Raw genomic sequence first — 18,039 nt, forward strand, 5'->3', positions numbered from 1 at the left:
ATTGTCACCGGGGGTAGAGTTACTTCAGCCCTAACGCCGCTTTCATGGTGTAAAACAGATCAGTTTGATCGGTCAGACCGACCACATTCGCCGCATGCGGGCCATAAGCGGCGATGCGCAGTTGGCTACCGGTGTGCTCCTGAGATTCCTCTTCAGAATTGCCGTAGCTGATGACCATCACCGCGCCATCTTTGGTGTTCAGTGCCTGAGTCAGACCAGGCGCTTTGGTATCAGGTGCGACAATCTGGCTGGCATGCGCGTGGTCAGCGGTTACCACCACCAGGGTGTTGCCGTCTTGCTTCGCAAAGGCAAGCGCGCGCTGTACCGCTTCGTCCAGATCAACCGTTTCACCAATCTGTCCGCACGGATTGGCAGCGTGATCCTGTTTATCGATGGATGCCCCTTCAACTTGCAGGAAGAAACCTTTCTCATTTTTGCTTAACAGTTCAATCGCTTTATCCGTCATCTGCGCCAGCGTCGGTACGGTGTCATCACGCTTTGGATTTGGCGTACAGGTCACCGCTGGTTTATCCAGATTCCCATGATAGGACGCTTTCGGACCTTCCCAGCGTACCGGCATGTTGCCGTCGGAGAACAGGCCCAGCAACGGCTTATCCTGGTTAGCTTCGGTAATCGCAGCCAGCGTCGCGGCATCACTTACCATCTGATAACCGCGCGCCAGGGCTTGTTCACGCAACGTTTTGCCCTGCCACTCCCCTGCCGCAGCGGTTTCGGCAAACGTTTTTGCCCCACCGCCCAACGTGACGTCAGCCCGGGCATTCAGCAATTGTTCTGTAATTGACCCTTTGCCGCCTTTTTCCAGCGCATTGGTTGGGCATTTTTCACGGGTCACGTCAGGGCCATAGCACTTACGTGAAGTCACATGAGCAACCAGTGCCGCTGGGGTTGCATCCTGCAATTCAGCGGTAGAAACGTTGCCCGTGGCCAGACCTGCCGCTTTTGCCATTTCCAAAATTGTTGCGTGATCTTTTTCATGTATATCAACGCCCAGCGCGCCATTGTAAGTTTTAACCCCGGTGGTCCACGCCGTCGCTGAGGCCGCTGAGTCCGTCACATAATCCGGCTTGCCCGTTTTCTTATCTAACGCATAGTGCGTGTATTGTCCGGTCAACGGTAAGGCATCAATACCTTTAAAAAAACCGCCCGCGCCTTCGGCATAATTTCGCGCTGCCGTTATTTCTGAATCGCCCATCCCATCGCCAATAAGTAAAATAATATTTTTGGCAGGTTTATCGTTCAGAGATTCGCGTAAAGCCGCCGTTTGATCGGCTGACAAGCGGCGGGCGCCGCCTGGCGTGGTGATATCACCCTGAGCGGCACGATTATCCATAACCGCTACGGTAGATGTTTCTGCATTAATAATCGGGGTAAACAGCAAAGGTAACAGGGCAATAGCGAGTGCGCTTTGTTTCACTTTATTTTCTCCATGTATAAATACGGTAAAATTAAAACAAAGCGACTATAAGTATTTGATGTGACACTTTTATGATAATTTGTGGGGACGTCCCACAGATTAATCAAAACGTTTTGACACGCTTTCGCCAGCGTTATGCAGGGTCGTCATAAACGCTGGCACGGGGTTGACACCTGCCAGAGCCCCTTCAATTTGACGCAGCAATATTTGCCGATCGCTCCACGCCATATTGCGCAGCATTTCGGTGATTACCTGCTCTAACATTTCAACCTGCGCGGCCAGGTTTTCTGACTCTTCTTCTTTTTGGGCGAGCTTAAGCAACAACTCAGTGACGAGATTTTTCATTTGCGTATTCCCTTAACAAAATATAAGCCACGTTAACATTAAGGCTCATAACTGCCTAGGTGATAAAAGTTTTATTTTTAGAAGAAATTAAACTATTTGCGAAAACAATCACATCACAAAATAAGGGAGAGATGAGACGTAAAGCAGAATCATTCAATATCAAAAGGTAAGATTATGAATAATCACATAGAGATATAATGCAGAATTATCGATAAACAACGCCGACTGGCAGCGTTGTTTATCAGGAAGTCAGCGCGCGTGACGCCGACGTCGCAACGCGATGGCCAACTGCCAGATGTTAATCAGTACAATACTCGCCGTAGCAATAAACACCCAGCGGAATCCCGCCATGGCTGATACTGTTGCTCCCATCAATGGCCCGGCGACATTGCCCAGGTACATAAATGACTGGTTATAACCAAAGATACGCCCGGTTATCTGGTCGCTGGAGTATTTCACCAGCAGCGTCTGTACCGCTGGCAACATCGCGCCGTCGGCAAAGCCGAGCAGAAAACGTAATACCCCCAACTGCAATGGCGTGGTGACCCACGACATGGCAAAAAACAGCACGACAGCGAACATCAACGTCGCCATTAAAATCCGCTCAGTGCCAATACGGTCGCCTAATTTGCCAAGCCGGGGCGCGGAAATCAGGGCCGAGATGCCAGGTACTGAGGCGATTAGCCCGCTGAGAAAGGCAATATTAGAACTGTCTGGCACCATTGATTTGATAAACAGCGCCAGAATTGGCCCGATAGAGCCGTTACACAGCTGAATCACCATCGTCGTAAAAAACAGGCTGATCACCAGCGCCGGATAAGGCAGCGAGGCAAAGACGGCCTTCCCGCTCAGGCGTTCGCTTTTTTTGGTCGTCGGGCGCACACCCTCTTTGATCAAAAACAGCGTGACAAGGAAACTGACCACCAACAAAGCAGCAGTAATACAGAACACCGCCCGTAAGCCAATATGGTCGGCAATAAAACCGCCCATTAACGGACCGCCAATAACGCCGCTGATTTGCGCTGTAGAAAGCGTGCTCAATGCCCATCCGCTGCGTTCACGCGGAACCTGTGATGCCACCAGCGCCATTGCGTTCGGAATATAGCCTGAGGTTAACCCCATCACCCCACGCAGCAGAAAAAGCTGCCAGACGTTGGTGGCAAATGCCTGCAGTAAAATCGCAATCGCCATCCCCAGCGAAGCTCGTAACAACATCAGCTTGCGCCCTTTACGGTCAGCTAAACTGCCCCACATTGGTGAAACAATGGCTGAAATAAGGAAGGTGACGCTGAACGTTAATCCGGACCACATAGAGAGCGCTTCGTGCGAGGTGACGCCCAATTGGGAGATATAGAGCGGTAAAAAAGGCAGGATTTGGCTAATCGCCAGTCCGGTAAAAAAGCATCCGAACCAGACGGAAATAAGGTTTACTCTCCAGGATTCCATAAGGACTCATAACGATAAGTAGCTGAAAACTGCGAGCAGCTTAACAAATTACTTAGCCAAATAAGGATCCACAGGTGCGATATATCACAGTTTAGAATTTTATCTTCCCGCTCATCATATTTGTGATACGCCTCACATCAAACCCACAATACAAGCAGGGAATTATGCTTGATGCGAGATCAACGCGTTTGCGCGTATCTATTCCCCTGTTGCCCAGACAAACAATCTGCCAGAAGCCGAGGAAACCTGCGTTTTGTCGTGGTAATGTATGTGCTTTGCATTCATGGAATGGGTTTTTAAGATGGCAAAGTTGCGGGTAGGAATCGTATTTGGTGGTAAATCAGCGGAACATGAAGTGTCATTGCAATCGGCAAAAAATATTGTCGATGCCATCGACAAGACTCGCTTTGACGTTGTGCTGTTAGGTATTGATAAACAAGGGCAATGGCACGTTAGCGATGCCAGTAACTATCTGCTCAATTCAGACGATCCGGCGCACATTGCGCTGCGTCCTTCCGCGACCAGCCTGGCTCAGGTTCCGGGTAAACAAGAGCACCAGTTGATCGATGCGCAAAACGGTCAGCCGCTGCCGACGGTCGATGTTATTTTCCCGATCGTCCACGGTACGCTGGGTGAAGATGGCTCTTTGCAGGGTATGCTGCGCGTAGCGAATCTGCCGTTCGTCGGTTCTGATGTCCTGGGTTCCGCAGCCTGTATGGATAAAGACGTAACCAAACGTCTGCTGCGCGATGCCGGATTAAATATCGCGCCATTTATTACACTCACTCGCGCGAACCGCAACAATATTAGCTTTGCTGAGGTGCAATCCCGCCTGGGTCTGCCGTTGTTCGTGAAACCCGCCAACCAGGGATCGTCCGTTGGCGTTAGCAAAGTGACCAGTGAAGCACAATACAACCAGGCTGTCGCGCTGGCATTTGAGTTCGATCATAAAGTCGTGGTAGAGCAAGGGATCAAAGGCCGTGAGATCGAATGCGCGGTACTGGGCAACGATCATCCGCAGGCCAGCACCTGTGGTGAGATCGTGCTGAACAGTGATTTTTACGCATACGATACCAAATACATTGACGATAATGGCGCCAAAGTAGTTGTTCCGGCAGCGATCGCGCCAGAGATTAACGACAAGATCCGCCAGATCGCCATTCAGGCGTACCAGACACTGGGATGTGCCGGCATGGCGCGTGTAGATGTATTCTTAACCGCAGACAACGACGTTGTGATCAATGAGATCAACACCCTGCCGGGCTTCACCAACATCAGTATGTATCCAAAACTGTGGCAGGCGAGCGGCTTAGGCTATACCGATTTGATCACGCGTCTGATCGAACTGGCGCTGGAGCGCCACGCTGCGGATAGCGCGCTGAAAACCAGTATGTAAACCCGCCAGGATGCCTGATAACTATTGGGCATCCTTAGCTTCATCATCTTCATTTTCCACGCGGCGACGGATAATTAATCCGGCCAGCCAAAAGCTGATTATCCAGGTAACCAGCCCCACCGCATAGGTTTGCCATCCCTGCGCTTCAAAGCCTAATAACCCGACCACGCCATTCAGAATAAAGATAAGCCCAATAGCGAAGGCATAGTAGTGCCAGTCTCGGCGGATTTTTACAGGCAGGTTCATAACGGCTCCGGTGGATATACAACATGGGAAAGCATCCTCGCACATTTCCCCATGGGCGTCTGTGGCATAGGCGTAATTTCTGAAATGTAACTCAATTTAACTTAAGGTTAAATAATTGTGATATACCACAAAAAACCGAAATCCAGGAATAATCTCCACCTGAAATTACCAACATTCTGATATTGACATTCCTAATCACCTGTCAGACTCACACTCAGTTACAGGCATTACGCCAAAAAAGCAGGTTATTTCCGGAGGTCTTTATGGCTGATTTTACGCTCTCAAAATCCCTGTTTAAGGGCAAGCATCGGGATACCTCCTCCCTGCCCGGCAACATTGCGTATGCCATATTTGTGCTGTTTTGCTTTTGGGCAGGCGCGCAGATTTTAAATTTGCTGGCCCACGCACCCGGTATCTATGAGCAGTTGATGCAGTTGCAAATGCAAGAAACAGGACGCCCGCGCGTTGAAATTGGTTTAGGCGTCGGTACCCTGTTTGGGCTGATCCCTTTCCTGGTCGGTAGCCTGATTCTTGGCGCCGTCGCGACAATTATCCGCTGGCGCCGCCGTCATCATAACGATGACTGAGCCATACACTTCGCCCGACGATCGTCCACGCGTTTAGCAAACCACGCGGTCGTCAGATTACGCGTGATCTTCGGGCTTTCCAACTGAATGCCAGGCAGCATTTCACGAGGTAGCGATTTACCGCTCTTCGCTTCCGCCAGCTTATAAACCTTCTCGTACAGTGCAGTCTCTTCAAAGGCCAGGCTATCGCCCTTTTGCAGTTGCCGGTGGATCTCACTCTCGCTCATCCCCAGCTTCCCGGCCAGCTTGCGTACCGCCAGCTCCGTTTTCCCCGGCTCGCTGCTGCCGTAGAGAATCAAATCTCCGTCCAGCGCCAGCTTCACTCCGCTGGCTTTACTGACTGCATTCTGGAAAGCCGCATTGCGGCTGGCGTACCAGCCGGCATTAAAATCTGCAAAGCGGAAGATGGGCGCACTGTAATTCGCCGGATAATTGAGCAGATGATAAGTGCCAAACCACAGTCCGCCGCGTCGACTGAACACTTCCTGACGGACCGTCCCTGCCATTTTCCATGGATAGCCGCTGGCGTGCTGCTCGGCAAACGCAATGCTGACCTGCATCGGTCCGCCGGTATGCACCGGATTCAGTGAACCAAACAGCGTCTGCCCCATCGGTACCATATTGATGAAATCATCAAAGATGGCACTAAGCTGTTTTTCCGTCTTCACCGTATCCAGACGCTCACTGTAGCTTTTCCCCGTTGGGGAGTTAATCTTCAGCGCAGTGTGCACCACAAACAGCGGAATATGCATGCGCTCGGCGCGACGGTCGATCTCTTTCCAGGCGATTTTACTTAAGCCAGGAACCGCCGGGTCAGCCTGGTAGTTTGACTCCTGTTGCGCGACCGCCAGCACCGAACAGATGTTTTCAACCGTCGGCGCCAGCTTCTGACTTTCAAACGTCTTCGCCAGATCCTGCGCCCAGGCATCCCGGTCTTTCACGCTGGCGGGCATTTTCTGGCGCACCACGCTCGCCACATCGACGGCTTTCTCCCCTTTTTTTAACGGCTGCGCGGGTTGGCTACTACATCCCACCAGCACCAATGCTGCCAGTCCGGACCAGGGGTAAAGACGGGAAACCGTCGACATAACATCTCCTTTTGTTAGCTAAGCGTATGGGTAACTTCCTGAATATCCTGGCCATCAAGTTCACGTTCAAAGCTGCGCAGACGCTTATAGATAGACATCAGTTCAACTAAGGTTGTCCAGGAGTTAATCAGATACTGGAACGAGCCGCGCACCTGGCCAAACACGTTGGTAATTTGCGTCATCAAACCGAGCGTAATCGTACCGGCAACAATTGACGGAAACAGCAGGAACAAACCGAAAACGTTATCAACCTGCAGGTACAGAATACGGGCGATATTAAAATACATGTAGTGAAAATAGAGACGGAAATAGTTTTGCCGCACCGCATGGAACAGTTCACGCACCGTCGGCGGCGTTGCACGACTGGCATCATCTTCACCGTATACCAGTTCTTTACGGTAAGCCGCTTCCACACGCTGGTTTTTAAACTCCAGACCCGGAAGTTTGATCCCGACTACCGCCAGTAAGCCGGTGCCCATCAGCGACCAGACAATCGCGGCAATCACCAGCCCATAAGGAACATGTCCAATAATCGGCAGATCAGGAACATGCGCCGACAGCGTAACCAGTACCGGCAAGAAGGCAATCAGCGTCATAATGGCGTTGATAAAGCTGACGCCCATATTTTCCAGCGTGGAGGCAAAACGCATGGTGTCTTCCTGCACACGCTGTGCTGCGCCTTCGATATGACGCAGATGCTGCCAGTGCGCCATATAGTGTTCGTTCATCGCGGTACGCCAGCGGAACACATAGTGACTGACGAAGAAATTGTTCATCACGCCAATGACCACGGCAATCAGCGCAATGCCGAGAAAGATCCCCACTTCATTATAGAACTGCTCAATCTTCACCTTATGCGGTGCGCTGAGCGCGGTTTGAATGAGATCGTAGAATGGCGCATACCAGGCGTTGACGGCGACGCCGACCTCAACCAGAAACCAGGTCACAAAAATTATCAGCGAGGTGCCGAGAATGGACCAATACTGCCAGCGGTGCGGGCTGTAGAGAAACCAGAACAGCGCGAACACCCCAACGCAAAGAATGTAGTAAGCATAAAAAATCAGGTAATCCAGCGACCAGAAACGCGCCGCGCTAATCGGTACATCCCCCGACGCGCCGGTAATGCGCGCCACCCAGGCTCCCCCACCTGCTTGCCAGAATACAACAGCGACCAGTGCCCAAATAAATGCCGAAATAAAGAACGGTCCCGGCTTTGGGAAAAAAGACTTAAACATAGTGCTCTCCTGCTAACTTCTTATCGTTATGACGACTGCTGTGCGTTTGCCACCGGGAAATGCGGCGGCGAGACGGCTTACGCCAAAAAACACAAGCTGAAACCGACAATTGTGACCAAAACCGTGGCACATAGTTCGCCCCACGGCGATGAAGAATTGTTTCTGTGGTTTTCACACTCGACAACGTTCCAGCATGTGCAGATTATCACAGCGTGAGATCACAAAAGCGAACATCCACAATCCGGGAAACACTCACGTTTACTCATCGTTACGTTTTTCACACTATTATTGGCTGATAAGCGCTTTGCAATACGCCGTTGAGTAGTATAAATACGCATACGCACGACATCCTTTTTCACTTTTTCTAACTCATGGACACCACCGTTGAAACGTAGTCTGCTTTTTTCTGCCGCGCTGTGTGCGGCGTCATTGACATCTGTCCAGGCGGCACAGCCTATAACCGATCCGGTCTTCGCCTCAGATATCGTCGATCGTTATGCCGACCATATATTTTACGGCAGTGGTGCCACGGGGATGGCGCTCGTGGTGATTGATGGTAATCAACGCGTATTTCGTAGCTTCGGCGAAACGCGCCCCGGCAATAATGTTCATCCACAACTGGATTCCGTGATTCGCATTGCCTCTATCACTAAATTAATGACCAGCGAAGTGCTGGTGAAATTACTCGATCAGGGCACGGTTAAACTCAACGATCCCTTGAGTAAATATGCACCACCTGGCGCACGCGTGCCGACTTATCAGGGAACGCCAATCACGTTGGTGAATCTGGCGACGCATACCAGCGCGCTGCCGCGCGAACAGCCTGGCGGCGCAGCACATCGCCCGGTGTTTGTCTGGCCAACCCGCGAACAACGCTGGAGCTATCTCTCAACCGCCACGCTTAAAGCCGCGCCAGGATCGCAGGCTTCTTATTCAAATCTGGCATTCGACCTGTTGGCCGACGCGTTGGGGACAGCCGCCGGTAAGCCTTATCCGCAGGTGTTTGAAGAAAAAATCACCCGACCGCTGGGAATGAAAGACACCACCTTTACCCCATCCCCCGATCAGTGCAGACGTCTGATGGTCGCGGAAAAAGGCGCCAGCCCTTGTAACAATACCCTGGCGGCGATGGGTAGCGGCGGCGTCTATTCAACGCCCGGCGATATGATGCGCTGGATGCAACAGTATCTCTCTTCTGATTTTTATCATCGCAGCCAGCAAGCCGACCGTATGCAGACGCTGATTTATCAGCGTACGCAGTTAACCAAAGTGATAGGGATGGACGTTCCGGGCAAAGCCGATGCGCTTGGTTTGGGCTGGGTGTATATGGCACCGAAGAATGGCCACCCGGGAATTATTCAAAAAACCGGTGGTGGCGGTGGTTTTATTACCTATATGGCAATGATCCCGCAGAAAAACGTTGGGGCATTTGTCGTGGTGACCCGTTCTCCGCTGACGCGCTTTACCAATATGAGTGACGGTATTAACGATCTGGTCACAGAGTTGAGCGGAAACAAACCGCAGGTTATTCCCGCATCCTGATTCAATACTCAAAAGGCAAACGTTTAATGCTCACCAGTTTGCCTTTATTCATTTCAATGTAACCACCCTTACGCAATGCCGCGAGGACCTCAGCGACAACTGAGCGTGAAATTCGTGTGCGTTGGTGAATATAGTTCATAACGCCAATACGCGAACGCAGGCCTTCGTCCCACTTCGTCATGGATATCAACGTCGCGCGGATCTGATCGTAGGAGTTATTACCAATCAGCTGCAGATCGCGCATTTCAAGCATGCGGTTCTGCCAGGCCAACCAGCAGAATGCTTCGCGCCAAAGCTGGCATTGTTCAATTATATTAATCGTTTGTAAGGCAGGAAGATGATATCCCGTACAATAACTTTCGGTCATTAATCTGTATTGCACATCGGTTTTCATCACACCATCTGAAAGCCCCATAATAAATGGTGCCTGCGCAATGCCGACGAGTACATTCTCCCCGCGTCTCAGGGAAACTACACCGCTTAAAATAATAACGGTATCATCGTTATTTACCTCACTGGAATATATAGTTTCTTTATCGTTATCACATTCAAAGTGCTTGCCATATTTCGATAAACATTTATCAAGCTTACTAAATTCAGGAAGAGGTTTATTCGTAGATAACATTGCTCGTTCCTTGCAATAAATGCCCGTCAAATCCGTGACGGGCATTTTCCAGATTAAATTATTTTTTCTCTGCGATAGATTTCTTACCAGGTATATTTAACACCAACATTTGCAGACCAGTCTTGATCGACATCGCCACCACCGAGATAATTAGCATCGGTGTACGCGCTGAAGTTTTTGGTAAAGCTGAACTGCGTACCCAGTCCGACACGTACCGCAGAACCTTCTACGCCATTGTCGATAGAGTCGCCGTTTATGTCAGAATCGTTGTTCGAGTCATCGTAAACATAGGCCAGTTTGAAGAACGGGGTCAGCGCCTGGTCATCGCTGTACGCGAAGGTATAACCTGTATCAACCCCCAGTTCATAGCGCATGCTGTCATAAGACTGACCGTCAACTTTCATGTCGTTGCTCAGCTTATAGTCATCACCAGACTGGAACAGGCCGGATACACTACCATAAGGCGTTACGTAGCCAGCGTCACCCAGCGTCAGGTCATAACCCAGTTTCAAGCCAAAGCCCCAGGCATCAGAAGAAGTGCTACCATCAACATACTGACCGTTGCTCATGCTGGCAGACAAATCGTTGTTGAAGTGAGAGTAGCTTAAGTTACCGTCAACAAAGAGGTTGTTGGCAAAACGAGCAGAAGAGTAGATATAGGCAGTCTGGCTGTCCTGATCCACTTGACCGGTACGGTCGCTCATATCTCCTTTGGCAAAGCCTGCCGCGGCACCGACAATCCACTTCGCGTTGTTACCATCAATTTTGGAATCAACACCGACCATGATGCCGTTAACATCCTGATCGTAGTTAATGGTGCCGTTATCCGCGTCGAAGCTACCACCGAAGTAGCTGACCCATGCGCCACCGTTATCGACCAGACCATGACGTGCGTTGGTCAGACGAGTACCCACGGTATCTTGTTCCAGGTTCCAGATATTGGTGTTGGCAGAGGGGATGCTCAGCGCCATGTTAGCGTAGTCCGTCAGCTCCATCTGCTGCAGAACAACGGTGTTCCCCTGCTGCTGTGCCTGATAGGTGTAAGCGCCCAGGTCAGCTTTATTGGCTGCAGAGAAGGTGGCGTTGGTGTTTACGTCATCAACGTAAATCAGCTCTTTGCCTTTATAATCAGCAACAGAACCTGCACCCGTTGCGTTATCAATGCGAACTTTGTAGTTACCGGTTGCAGCAACAACGTTATCGCTGGTGCTGCTGGCATCAGCTTCGTCGCCGCTATTGATATCACCATTCCCGTTGACGGTCAGGTGACCATCAGAATTCATCGCGATGATACCGTAACCATAATTAGCCTGAGTGGTGTCCCAGGTACGATCGTTGACGAGATCTGAATTCAGTACGTAGTTGTTGCTGTTAATATTGAATACACCGGCGTACACGTTGCCGTTGTTATCAGCCACATTTCCGCTGGTCAGTTCCAGCGTACCGGCGGTAAACAGACTGGAAGCACCATTATTGCTGGTTTCGACATTCAGCATACCGCCGTTAGTTGCGGTAATGGTGTTGGCATACAAAGCAGCCCCTGACCATGCAGAGCTGACGTCATCAGACAGTGTCACGGTACTGTTAGTGTCAATCGTCAGGTGATCGGTATCAACCGCGCCGTCTTCGCCGATATTCATCGTAGAAGCACCGTTCAGGGTAATGGAATCAGACGTTACGCTGGAACCGTCGGCAACATTAACCTGAGAACCGCTGTTGATAGCCAGGGTATCAATCAGAGACGTTTTCGTGGTATTCCATACAGATCCATTATTCAGTGCGATATCAAATATACCGCTCTGGAAGGAGTTTGCACTGTTAACACGGTTCCAGTTATCAGAACTTGTCGCATTTGGATCTAAGCTGTTAGCTGCAATATCATAGAACTGTGAAGGGGTCACGGTGTCATAGTCAATATTGGCTGCCCCCGTCCAACTGCTATTATTCAGCGTCAGAGTCAGGTGATCGACGTTTTGATCGTCATCATCCCAGCCGCCGTGGGTATAATCTGAAGTAGAACCATCAACCAGATGGCCAGCGGAATCAAAATTGCTGTTCCAGGTACTCGTAAACACAACATCGCCTAACAACTGAGAATTGTTCAGCGTGACGGTGTTTACCATACGATTAGCAGAAGCGCTGTTATCTGTGAACGATAGTGCAACATCATCCTGGGTTGAGGAATTACTGTAATCACTCGGCTCTGCAGAGTTACCAAAGTGCCCCGTTGATTCATCAGCAGTATAAGAACCCGACGTGACGGTTGAGTCATTTACCGTAATGGTGTTATCCCACTGAGTTGCGCCAGTGGTATACGCCGCATTGGTGGTATCACCCTGCTCCAGGCTAATACCTGCAACATGTGAATTATTACTAATATTGATAGCGCTTTCGACATCCAGCGTTACCGCCGTTCCCAGTCCAGCTACAGAATATGTTTCGTAGACTGACTTCGATGTTGTGCCATCCAGATAGGTATCGGTGTAATAAAATGCTTCATAGTCATCATCAATCGTCGAGTTATTGATATTTAATGTGAAGATATCACCGTCAACCCAGTCATGCGCAATCGCATCATTAAAGCCAGATACCTGCTTAGAGGTAATCATACCGTGAATCGTGGAATTGGTTACATTCACGGTATTTGCCGTATCGTCTGCATAATCGCGGTTCAGATAATACGTCGAAACAACGCCATTCACCGTATCGCCAGAGAATGAGGTGTCGAAATAGCTGCTATCGGTTGCTGCGTTGTTATAAACATAACCATTGTAGGTCATGTAGTCAGCATCTGGCGTGTTATATGTGGTCGCATCGTCGTGAAAACCAAAGGTATCGTAAGTGGTAGCATTTGCCTGAGAAGTGATTGCCAAAGTGCAGGCTAGTGCTAATTGTGAGACTACGAGTTTCTTTTTCCAGGTGTGCATTTGTCATCCCTCCTCAGGGACGTAATATTGTTGATCCATCAATTATCAATGCAAAGAAAACATTTTATGTTTCGCAGGAAGGATTATGCGGCGTCATGGATGAAAGGTTCAATTATTCTTTGCCTTAAGTCCGAAAGCAGACCATAAATAAGACAATTAAGAAAATTCTATAAGAAGAATTAAAACACTTTTAAATTCAGAGCATTAAAATAATAAAAAACTCCAACACATACACTTACCCTATGATTTAAAAAGAAATAAAAAACGCAAGCAATAAATACCACCACCCCCTCGCAACTTAATTAAACATTAAACAAAGCTGAACCAGGATTAAAACCAATCGATATCTAAAATAATTAACATCGCAAAAATATAAATAGTATATATGTAAAAGAGGTTATTAAGAGTGGAACCTCACTCGCATAACGCCAACTTTCGTAAACCACCCGCCCTCAGGTTCAGGTATACTGCGACCTTCGATTCCACAAACATCAGGCATACCATGACAGACCTAATCCATCGCCCTCGCCGCCTGCGCAAATCTCCTGCGCTACGCGCTATGTTTGAAGAGACAACACTCAGCTTAAATGACCTGGTGTTGCCGATCTTTGTTGAAGAAGAACTCGACGATTACAAAGCCATCGACGCCATGCCGGGCGTGATGCGCATTCCAGAGAAACACCTGGCGCGCGAAATTGAACGCATTGCCAATGCAGGTATCCGTTCGGTTATGACCTTCGGCATTTCCCACCACACCGACGACACCGGCAGCGATGCCTGGAAAGAAGATGGTCTGGTGGCGCGCATGTCGCGTATCTGTAAGCAGACCGTACCGGAAATGATCGTCATGTCCGACACCTGCTTCTGTGAGTACACCTCGCATGGTCACTGCGGCGTGTTGTGCGATCACGGCGTCGATAATGATTTAACCCTTGCCAACCTCGGCAAACAGGCAGTCGTTGCTGCCGCTGCGGGTGCAGATTTCATCGCCCCTTCCGCCGCAATGGACGGTCAGGTGCAGGCGATTCGCCAGGCGCTGGATGCCGCGGGCTTCACCGATACCGCGATCATGTCCTACTCCACTAAGTTTGCCTCTTCTTTCTATGGCCCGTTCCGTGAAGCAGCAGGTACAGCGCTGAAGGGCGATCGTAAAACCTATCAGATGAACCCGATGAACCGCCGCGAGGCGATTCGCGAATCACTGCTGGATGAAGCCCAGGGTGCAGACTGCCTGATGGTGAAACCGGCCGGCGCGTACCTCGATATTCTGCGTGATATCCGCGAACGCACCGAATTGCCAATTGGCGCTTATCAGGTCAGCGGTGAATACGCGATGATCAAGTTCGCGGCGATGGCGGGTGCTATCGATGAAGAGAAAGTGGTGCTGGAAAGCTTAGGTTCGATCAAACGCGCGGGCGCGGATCTGATCTTCAGCTACTTTGCGCTGGATCTGGCTGAGAAAAAAATCCTGCGTTAATTGACCTTGTGCCGGATGGCGGCTTCGCCTTATCCGGCCTGTTATCGCCAGGTCCGGTCAGCGAAGCGCCAGCGGTTATTCACCCGGCCCGATAAAACGGCTTGTCTCCAAGAATTGTCGCCCGGTGCATAATGCGCCGCTGCGGCAGATAATCCGCGTTGGCATAGTGCTGCGTCACGCGATTATCCCAAATCGCCACATCGTTAGGCTGCCAGCGCCAGCGCACCTGGAACTCCGGTTTGGTGATATGCGCGAACAAAAAGCCCAGCAGCGCCTCGCTCTCTTTTTCCGTCACATCAACAATTCGCGTGGTAAACCCTTCATTCACAAACAGCGCTTGCTTGCCACTCACAGGATGGGTACGCACCACCGGATGCAATAACGGTGGATGTTTGGCGACCGCCTCCAGCCAGCGCCGATGCTCCTCTGGCGTCTGGCGATATTTATATTCCTGAAATGATTTACGAAAATCATGCTCTGCCCGCAGGCCGCTCAGCAGCTGGCGAAACGGCTGGGAAAGAGCATCATAAGCAGCAATCCCGCTGGTCCACAGGGTGTCTCCGCCTGTCGATGGCAGCTCTTTCGCCGCCAGAATCGCTCCGGCGGGCGGCGTGTCGATAAACGTCACATCAGTGTGCCAGTTGTCGTTATCGGGCGGATTATCGTTGTGGGTATCCAGCACGATTATTTCGTCCACCCCTTCGGCATGTGGGTAGACCGGGTGAATATGCAGGTCGCCAAAACGTAGCGCCAGCGCGCGCTGCTGCTGTGGCGTAATCACCTGCTCGCGCAGGAACACCACCTGATGGCGCAATACAGCATGATAAAGCTGTTCAAACTGGTTATCGCTTAATGGGCGCGTTAAATCCGCGCCGGTAATTTGTGCGCCAATGTATGGCCCCAGCGGGGTAATGCTCAGACGTTCACTCATTGTACTTCTCCATGCCAGGGTGTCAGACGGCGCTGAAGCGCGCGCAGACCCAGCTCTAAAATAAACGCGATAACGGCAATTACCGCGATCCCCGCCAGCACAACATCTGTTGCCAGAAACTCACCGGCTGATTGCACCATAAATCCTAAACCTCGCGTCGCGGCAATCAGCTCCGCCGCCACCAGGGTCGACCACCCCACGCCCAGTCCAATGCGCAGTCCGGTCAAAATCTCCGGCAAGGCACCTGGTAAAATCACAAACCACAGCACCTGCGCACGGCTGGCCCCCAGCGACTGCGCGGCCCGGATTCTCACCTGCTGCGCACTTTTTACGCCCGCCAGCGCCGACATCGCCACAGGGGCGAAAATCGCCAGGTAAATCAGCAGGATCTTGGAGGTTTCACCAATACCAAACCAGATAACCATCAGCGGCAAATAAGCCAATGGCGGAACCGGACGATACAATTCAATGATTGGATCGAGAATGCCGCGAATCGTCGGACTCAGCCCCATGGCGATGCCGACCGGAATCCCCAACACCACCGCCGCCAGCAGCGCGATAACAATACGCGTCAAACTGGCCGCCAGATGCTGCCACAGCGTGGCATCCATAAACCCCTGCGGCCCGGCAATACTGATGAGTTTTTGCAAAACCTGGCCCGGCGGCGGCAGAAACAACGGGCTGATTAACTGCAGCGCCGCCACCGTCCACCACAGCGCCAAAATGACGGCCAGCGTACCGAGGCTTAAAGTCATCTGGCGCGAGAACGGCCAGCGCCAGTTCAGCGCCCGCGGGCGGCGGGGTTTGTCATTAATCACCACGCTCATGAGAAGGCCTCCCGTTGTTCAAAGACACGACTTAACACATACTCGCGCATGGCGATAAACTGCGGATCGGACTTAATGCTGCGACTCGCCTCTCCGGCCACAAAACGCCGGGCGAAATTAAGCGGCAATCGTTCCAGCACCCGGCCAGGGCCTGGCGACAGCAATACCAGTTCCGTGGCCATAAACACCGCTTCTTCGATATCATGGGTAATCAACAGCACCTGTTTCCCCGTTTCATGCCAAAGTTTCAGCAGCAGGGTTTGCATCTGCTCGCGGGTAAAGGCGTCGAGCGCGCCAAACGGCTCATCGAGTAGCAACAGCTGCGGGTTGGCCGCCAGCGCCCGCGCAATGCCGACACGCTGACGTTGCCCACCGGAAAGCTGCCAGATAAAGCGTTTTTCCGCGCCCTCCAGCCCCACTTTCTGCAACATTTCCTGAGCAATACGCTGACGCTGCGGCTTCTCCATGCCCGTCAGTTGCAGACCGAAGGTGACGTTGTCCTGTACGTTGCGCCAGGGCAACAGACCTTCATTCTGAAACACCACTCCACGTTCTGCGCCAGGTCCTTCGACCTTACTGCCCGCCAGCATAATGCTGCCGTGTTGATACGGTACAAATCCGGCAATCAGATTTAACAATGTGGTTTTCCCACAACCGGAAGGTCCCAGCACCACCAGCAGTTCACCGCTATCGAGCGTCAGGTTGATATCCTCAAGCACCGGTTTGCCGCCGTAACTGGCATTAAGATGAGAGATTTGCAGCATCAGCGTCCCCTTTATTGCACGAAACGATCGGTCACGTACTGGCTATAATCCGTCGCTACGGCGGGCACTTTGCCCTGCTCTTTAAGGAACTGCGCGGTGTCGATAATCGCTTTATTTACCGGTCCGGTAAGCTCGGCGGTTTGCTGCTGCGGAGTCAGATAGGTGTTACCTTTCACCAGCCCCGGCACATCCGCCTCTGGCACACCGCTTAAGCGCGCCGACTTGCTGATATTCTCCGGTTGTTTGAGCCAGGCATCCGGGTTGGCGATATAGGGCTGCTGCGCATCGATGGCGCTTTTCGCAAATGCTTTCACTACCTCAGGGTATTTCTCGGCAAAATCTTTGCGTACCACCCACACGTCCAGCGTTGGCGCCCCCCATTCACCGACTTTTTCCGAGTCAGTCAGTACCTTGCCGTCTTTTTCCAGCGCATTGACTGCAGGTGCCCAGACGTACGCGCCGTCAATATCTCCGCGCTGCCAGGCGGCAATAATCGCCGGTGGCTGAAGGTTCACAATCTCTACCTGGCCGGGTTTAATCCCCCAATGTTTCAGCGCTGCCAGCAGGCTGTAGTGGGTGGTGGAGATAAACGGCACGGCAATGCGCTTACCAATCAAATCTTCCGGTTTACTGATGTTTTTCTTCACCACCAGCGCTTCAGAATTGCCGAGCTTTGATGCCAGCAGGAAAACCTCAATCGGCACCTGCTGACTGGCCGCTACCGCCAGCGGGCTGGAGCCGAGGTTACCGATCTGTACGTCGCCGGATGCCAACGCGCGGACAATACTCGCGCCGCTGTCAAACTTGCGCCAGTCAACGGTGGCTCCGCTCTCTTTAGCAAAGGTGTTATCCGCCTGCGCCACTTTGGCGGGTTCGGCGGAAGTTTGATACGCGACGGTGACGTTCACCGCCTGCGCCTGAAATGCGATGAATGCCAGTGCGGCAAGAAGTGCGTTACGCGATGAATTAGCCATGATTGTCTGCTCCCCTGTCTTGTTATAGGAGGCAGTATTTCGTTGCGGCCCACTTTGATAAAGGAATTAAAAATTCTGGCTAAGAACAAAGCGTTTTTAGAAAAAAACCGGCAATGCTTATACACAAAATCATTCAAGATGCGTCGAGGCGGCAAGGGAAGAAATCCCCAGGAGCATAGATAACTATGTGACTG

General features: G+C 51.3%; 16 protein-coding genes. 4 read left to right on the plus strand and 12 right to left on the minus strand.

The genetic code is table 11. The features are described 5' to 3' along the window. Positions 1 to 19: 19 nt before the first annotated feature. From phoA to AC534G_RS19420, 3 genes are all read right to left on the minus strand, one after another. On the minus strand, positions 20 to 1,435 hold the full coding sequence (gene phoA, locus AC534G_RS19410; protein WP_038638110.1) for an alkaline phosphatase: 1,416 nt from the start codon (positions 1,433 to 1,435) through the stop codon (positions 20 to 22). Positions 1,436 to 1,534: 99 nt separating this feature from the next. Further along, on the minus strand, positions 1,535 to 1,780 hold the full coding sequence (locus AC534G_RS19415; RefSeq protein WP_496594455.1) for a sigma-S stabilization anti-adapter protein IraP: 246 nt from the start codon (positions 1,778 to 1,780) through the stop codon (positions 1,535 to 1,537). A 249-nt stretch (positions 1,781 to 2,029) separates the two neighbouring features. Continuing rightward, positions 2,030 to 3,226: a multidrug efflux MFS transporter gene (locus tag AC534G_RS19420; RefSeq protein ID WP_069323932.1), complete on the minus strand. Its 1,197-nt coding sequence runs from the start codon at positions 3,224 to 3,226 to the stop codon at positions 2,030 to 2,032. A 301-nt stretch (positions 3,227 to 3,527) separates the two neighbouring features. Here AC534G_RS19420 and ddlA point away from each other — a divergent pair, with 301 nt between their 5' ends. Then, complete coding sequence (gene ddlA / locus AC534G_RS19425; protein ID WP_038643049.1) at positions 3,528 to 4,622, plus strand: D-alanine--D-alanine ligase; 1,095 nt, start codon at positions 3,528 to 3,530, stop codon at positions 4,620 to 4,622. Between the two features lie 21 nt (positions 4,623 to 4,643). On the opposite strand, the gene AC534G_RS19430 is transcribed toward ddlA, so the two are convergent. Then, the gene (locus AC534G_RS19430; RefSeq protein WP_038638102.1) at positions 4,644 to 4,868 is read right to left on the minus strand and encodes a DUF2754 domain-containing protein; all 225 of its coding nucleotides are present in this window, start codon (positions 4,866 to 4,868) and stop codon (positions 4,644 to 4,646) included. A gap of 263 nt (positions 4,869 to 5,131) precedes the next feature. On the opposite strand from AC534G_RS19430, the gene AC534G_RS19435 reads away from it, so the two are divergent. Next, a complete protein-coding gene (locus AC534G_RS19435; RefSeq protein ID WP_069323931.1) occupies positions 5,132 to 5,455 on the plus strand; it encodes a YaiY family protein in 324 nt (107 codons plus the stop codon). On the opposite strand, the gene AC534G_RS19440 is transcribed toward AC534G_RS19435, so the two are convergent. Both AC534G_RS19440 and sbmA read right to left on the minus strand, forming a co-directional pair. Continuing rightward, on the minus strand, positions 5,440 to 6,543 hold the full coding sequence (locus AC534G_RS19440) for a DUF1615 domain-containing protein (protein WP_069323930.1): 1,104 nt from the start codon (positions 6,541 to 6,543) through the stop codon (positions 5,440 to 5,442). The genes AC534G_RS19435 and AC534G_RS19440 overlap by 16 nt on opposite strands. Positions 6,544 to 6,557: 14 nt before the next feature. Next, positions 6,558 to 7,778: a peptide antibiotic transporter SbmA gene (sbmA, locus tag AC534G_RS19445; RefSeq protein WP_038638093.1), complete on the minus strand. Its 1,221-nt coding sequence runs from the start codon at positions 7,776 to 7,778 to the stop codon at positions 6,558 to 6,560. Positions 7,779 to 8,162: 384 nt separating this feature from the next. Between sbmA and ampH the strand changes: the two genes are divergently transcribed. After that, entirely contained in the window at positions 8,163 to 9,320 is a 1,158-nt protein-coding gene (ampH, locus tag AC534G_RS19450; protein ID WP_110498650.1) for a D-alanyl-D-alanine-carboxypeptidase/endopeptidase AmpH, read from the plus strand. 1 nt (position 9,321) lies between these two features. Here the strand turns inward: ampH and iprA are convergent, their stop codons facing one another. Together iprA and AC534G_RS19460 are read right to left on the minus strand one after the other, a co-directional pair. Then, positions 9,322 to 9,945, minus strand: a complete 624-nt coding sequence (iprA, locus tag AC534G_RS19455; RefSeq protein WP_069323929.1) for a hydrogen peroxide resistance inhibitor IprA — start codon at positions 9,943 to 9,945, stop codon at positions 9,322 to 9,324. Between the two features lie 83 nt (positions 9,946 to 10,028). Then, positions 10,029 to 12,872: an autotransporter YaiT-related protein gene (locus AC534G_RS19460; RefSeq protein WP_110498651.1), complete on the minus strand. Its 2,844-nt coding sequence runs from the start codon at positions 12,870 to 12,872 to the stop codon at positions 10,029 to 10,031. Between the two features lie 502 nt (positions 12,873 to 13,374). Between AC534G_RS19460 and hemB the strand changes: the two genes are divergently transcribed. Then, on the plus strand, positions 13,375 to 14,349 hold the full coding sequence (hemB, locus tag AC534G_RS19465) for a porphobilinogen synthase (RefSeq protein ID WP_085047660.1): 975 nt from the start codon (positions 13,375 to 13,377) through the stop codon (positions 14,347 to 14,349). 79 nt (positions 14,350 to 14,428) lie between these two features. On the opposite strand, the gene tauD is transcribed toward hemB, so the two are convergent. The 4 genes from tauD to tauA are packed head-to-tail and all read right to left on the minus strand — an operon-like array spanning position 14,429 to position 17,845. Beyond that, positions 14,429 to 15,280: a taurine dioxygenase gene (tauD, locus tag AC534G_RS19470; protein ID WP_110498652.1), complete on the minus strand. Its 852-nt coding sequence runs from the start codon at positions 15,278 to 15,280 to the stop codon at positions 14,429 to 14,431. After that, a complete protein-coding gene (gene tauC, locus AC534G_RS19475; protein WP_038638077.1) occupies positions 15,277 to 16,107 on the minus strand; it encodes a taurine ABC transporter permease TauC in 831 nt (276 codons plus the stop codon). Before tauC ends, tauD begins: the two co-directional genes overlap by 4 nt. After that, the gene (tauB, locus tag AC534G_RS19480; protein ID WP_069323927.1) at positions 16,104 to 16,871 is read right to left on the minus strand and encodes a taurine ABC transporter ATP-binding subunit; all 768 of its coding nucleotides are present in this window, start codon (positions 16,869 to 16,871) and stop codon (positions 16,104 to 16,106) included. Before tauB ends, tauC begins: the two co-directional genes overlap by 4 nt. Before the next feature lie 11 nt (positions 16,872 to 16,882). Next, on the minus strand, positions 16,883 to 17,845 hold the full coding sequence (gene tauA / locus AC534G_RS19485; RefSeq protein ID WP_496594456.1) for a taurine ABC transporter substrate-binding protein: 963 nt from the start codon (positions 17,843 to 17,845) through the stop codon (positions 16,883 to 16,885). Positions 17,846 to 18,039 lie beyond the last annotated feature (194 nt).

Source organism: Citrobacter sp. CRE-46 (assembly GCF_059615875.1).

Coding starts and splice junctions, on each gene's coding strand:
- AC534G_RS19415 (WP_496594455.1), bottom strand. CDS start 1,780: ATGAAAAATCTCGTCACTGAGTTGTTGCTTAAGCTCGCCCAAAAAGAA.
- AC534G_RS19420 (WP_069323932.1), bottom strand. CDS start 3,226: ATGGAATCCTGGAGAGTAAACCTTATTTCCGTCTGGTTCGGATGCTTT.
- ddlA (WP_038643049.1), top strand. CDS start 3,528: ATGGCAAAGTTGCGGGTAGGAATCGTATTTGGTGGTAAATCAGCGGAA.
- AC534G_RS19430 (WP_038638102.1), bottom strand. CDS start 4,868: ATGAACCTGCCTGTAAAAATCCGCCGAGACTGGCACTACTATGCCTTC.
- AC534G_RS19435 (WP_069323931.1), top strand. CDS start 5,132: ATGGCTGATTTTACGCTCTCAAAATCCCTGTTTAAGGGCAAGCATCGG.
- AC534G_RS19440 (WP_069323930.1), bottom strand. CDS start 6,543: ATGTCGACGGTTTCCCGTCTTTACCCCTGGTCCGGACTGGCAGCATTG.
- sbmA (WP_038638093.1), bottom strand. CDS start 7,778: ATGTTTAAGTCTTTTTTCCCAAAGCCGGGACCGTTCTTTATTTCGGCA.
- iprA (WP_069323929.1), bottom strand. CDS start 9,945: ATGTTATCTACGAATAAACCTCTTCCTGAATTTAGTAAGCTTGATAAA.
- AC534G_RS19460 (WP_110498651.1), bottom strand. CDS start 12,872: ATGCACACCTGGAAAAAGAAACTCGTAGTCTCACAATTAGCACTAGCC.
- hemB (WP_085047660.1), top strand. CDS start 13,375: ATGACAGACCTAATCCATCGCCCTCGCCGCCTGCGCAAATCTCCTGCG.
- tauD (WP_110498652.1), bottom strand. CDS start 15,280: ATGAGTGAACGTCTGAGCATTACCCCGCTGGGGCCATACATTGGCGCA.
- tauC (WP_038638077.1), bottom strand. CDS start 16,107: ATGAGCGTGGTGATTAATGACAAACCCCGCCGCCCGCGGGCGCTGAAC.
- tauB (WP_069323927.1), bottom strand. CDS start 16,871: ATGCTGCAAATCTCTCATCTTAATGCCAGTTACGGCGGCAAACCGGTG.
- tauA (WP_496594456.1), bottom strand. CDS start 17,845: ATGGCTAATTCATCGCGTAACGCACTTCTTGCCGCACTGGCATTCATC.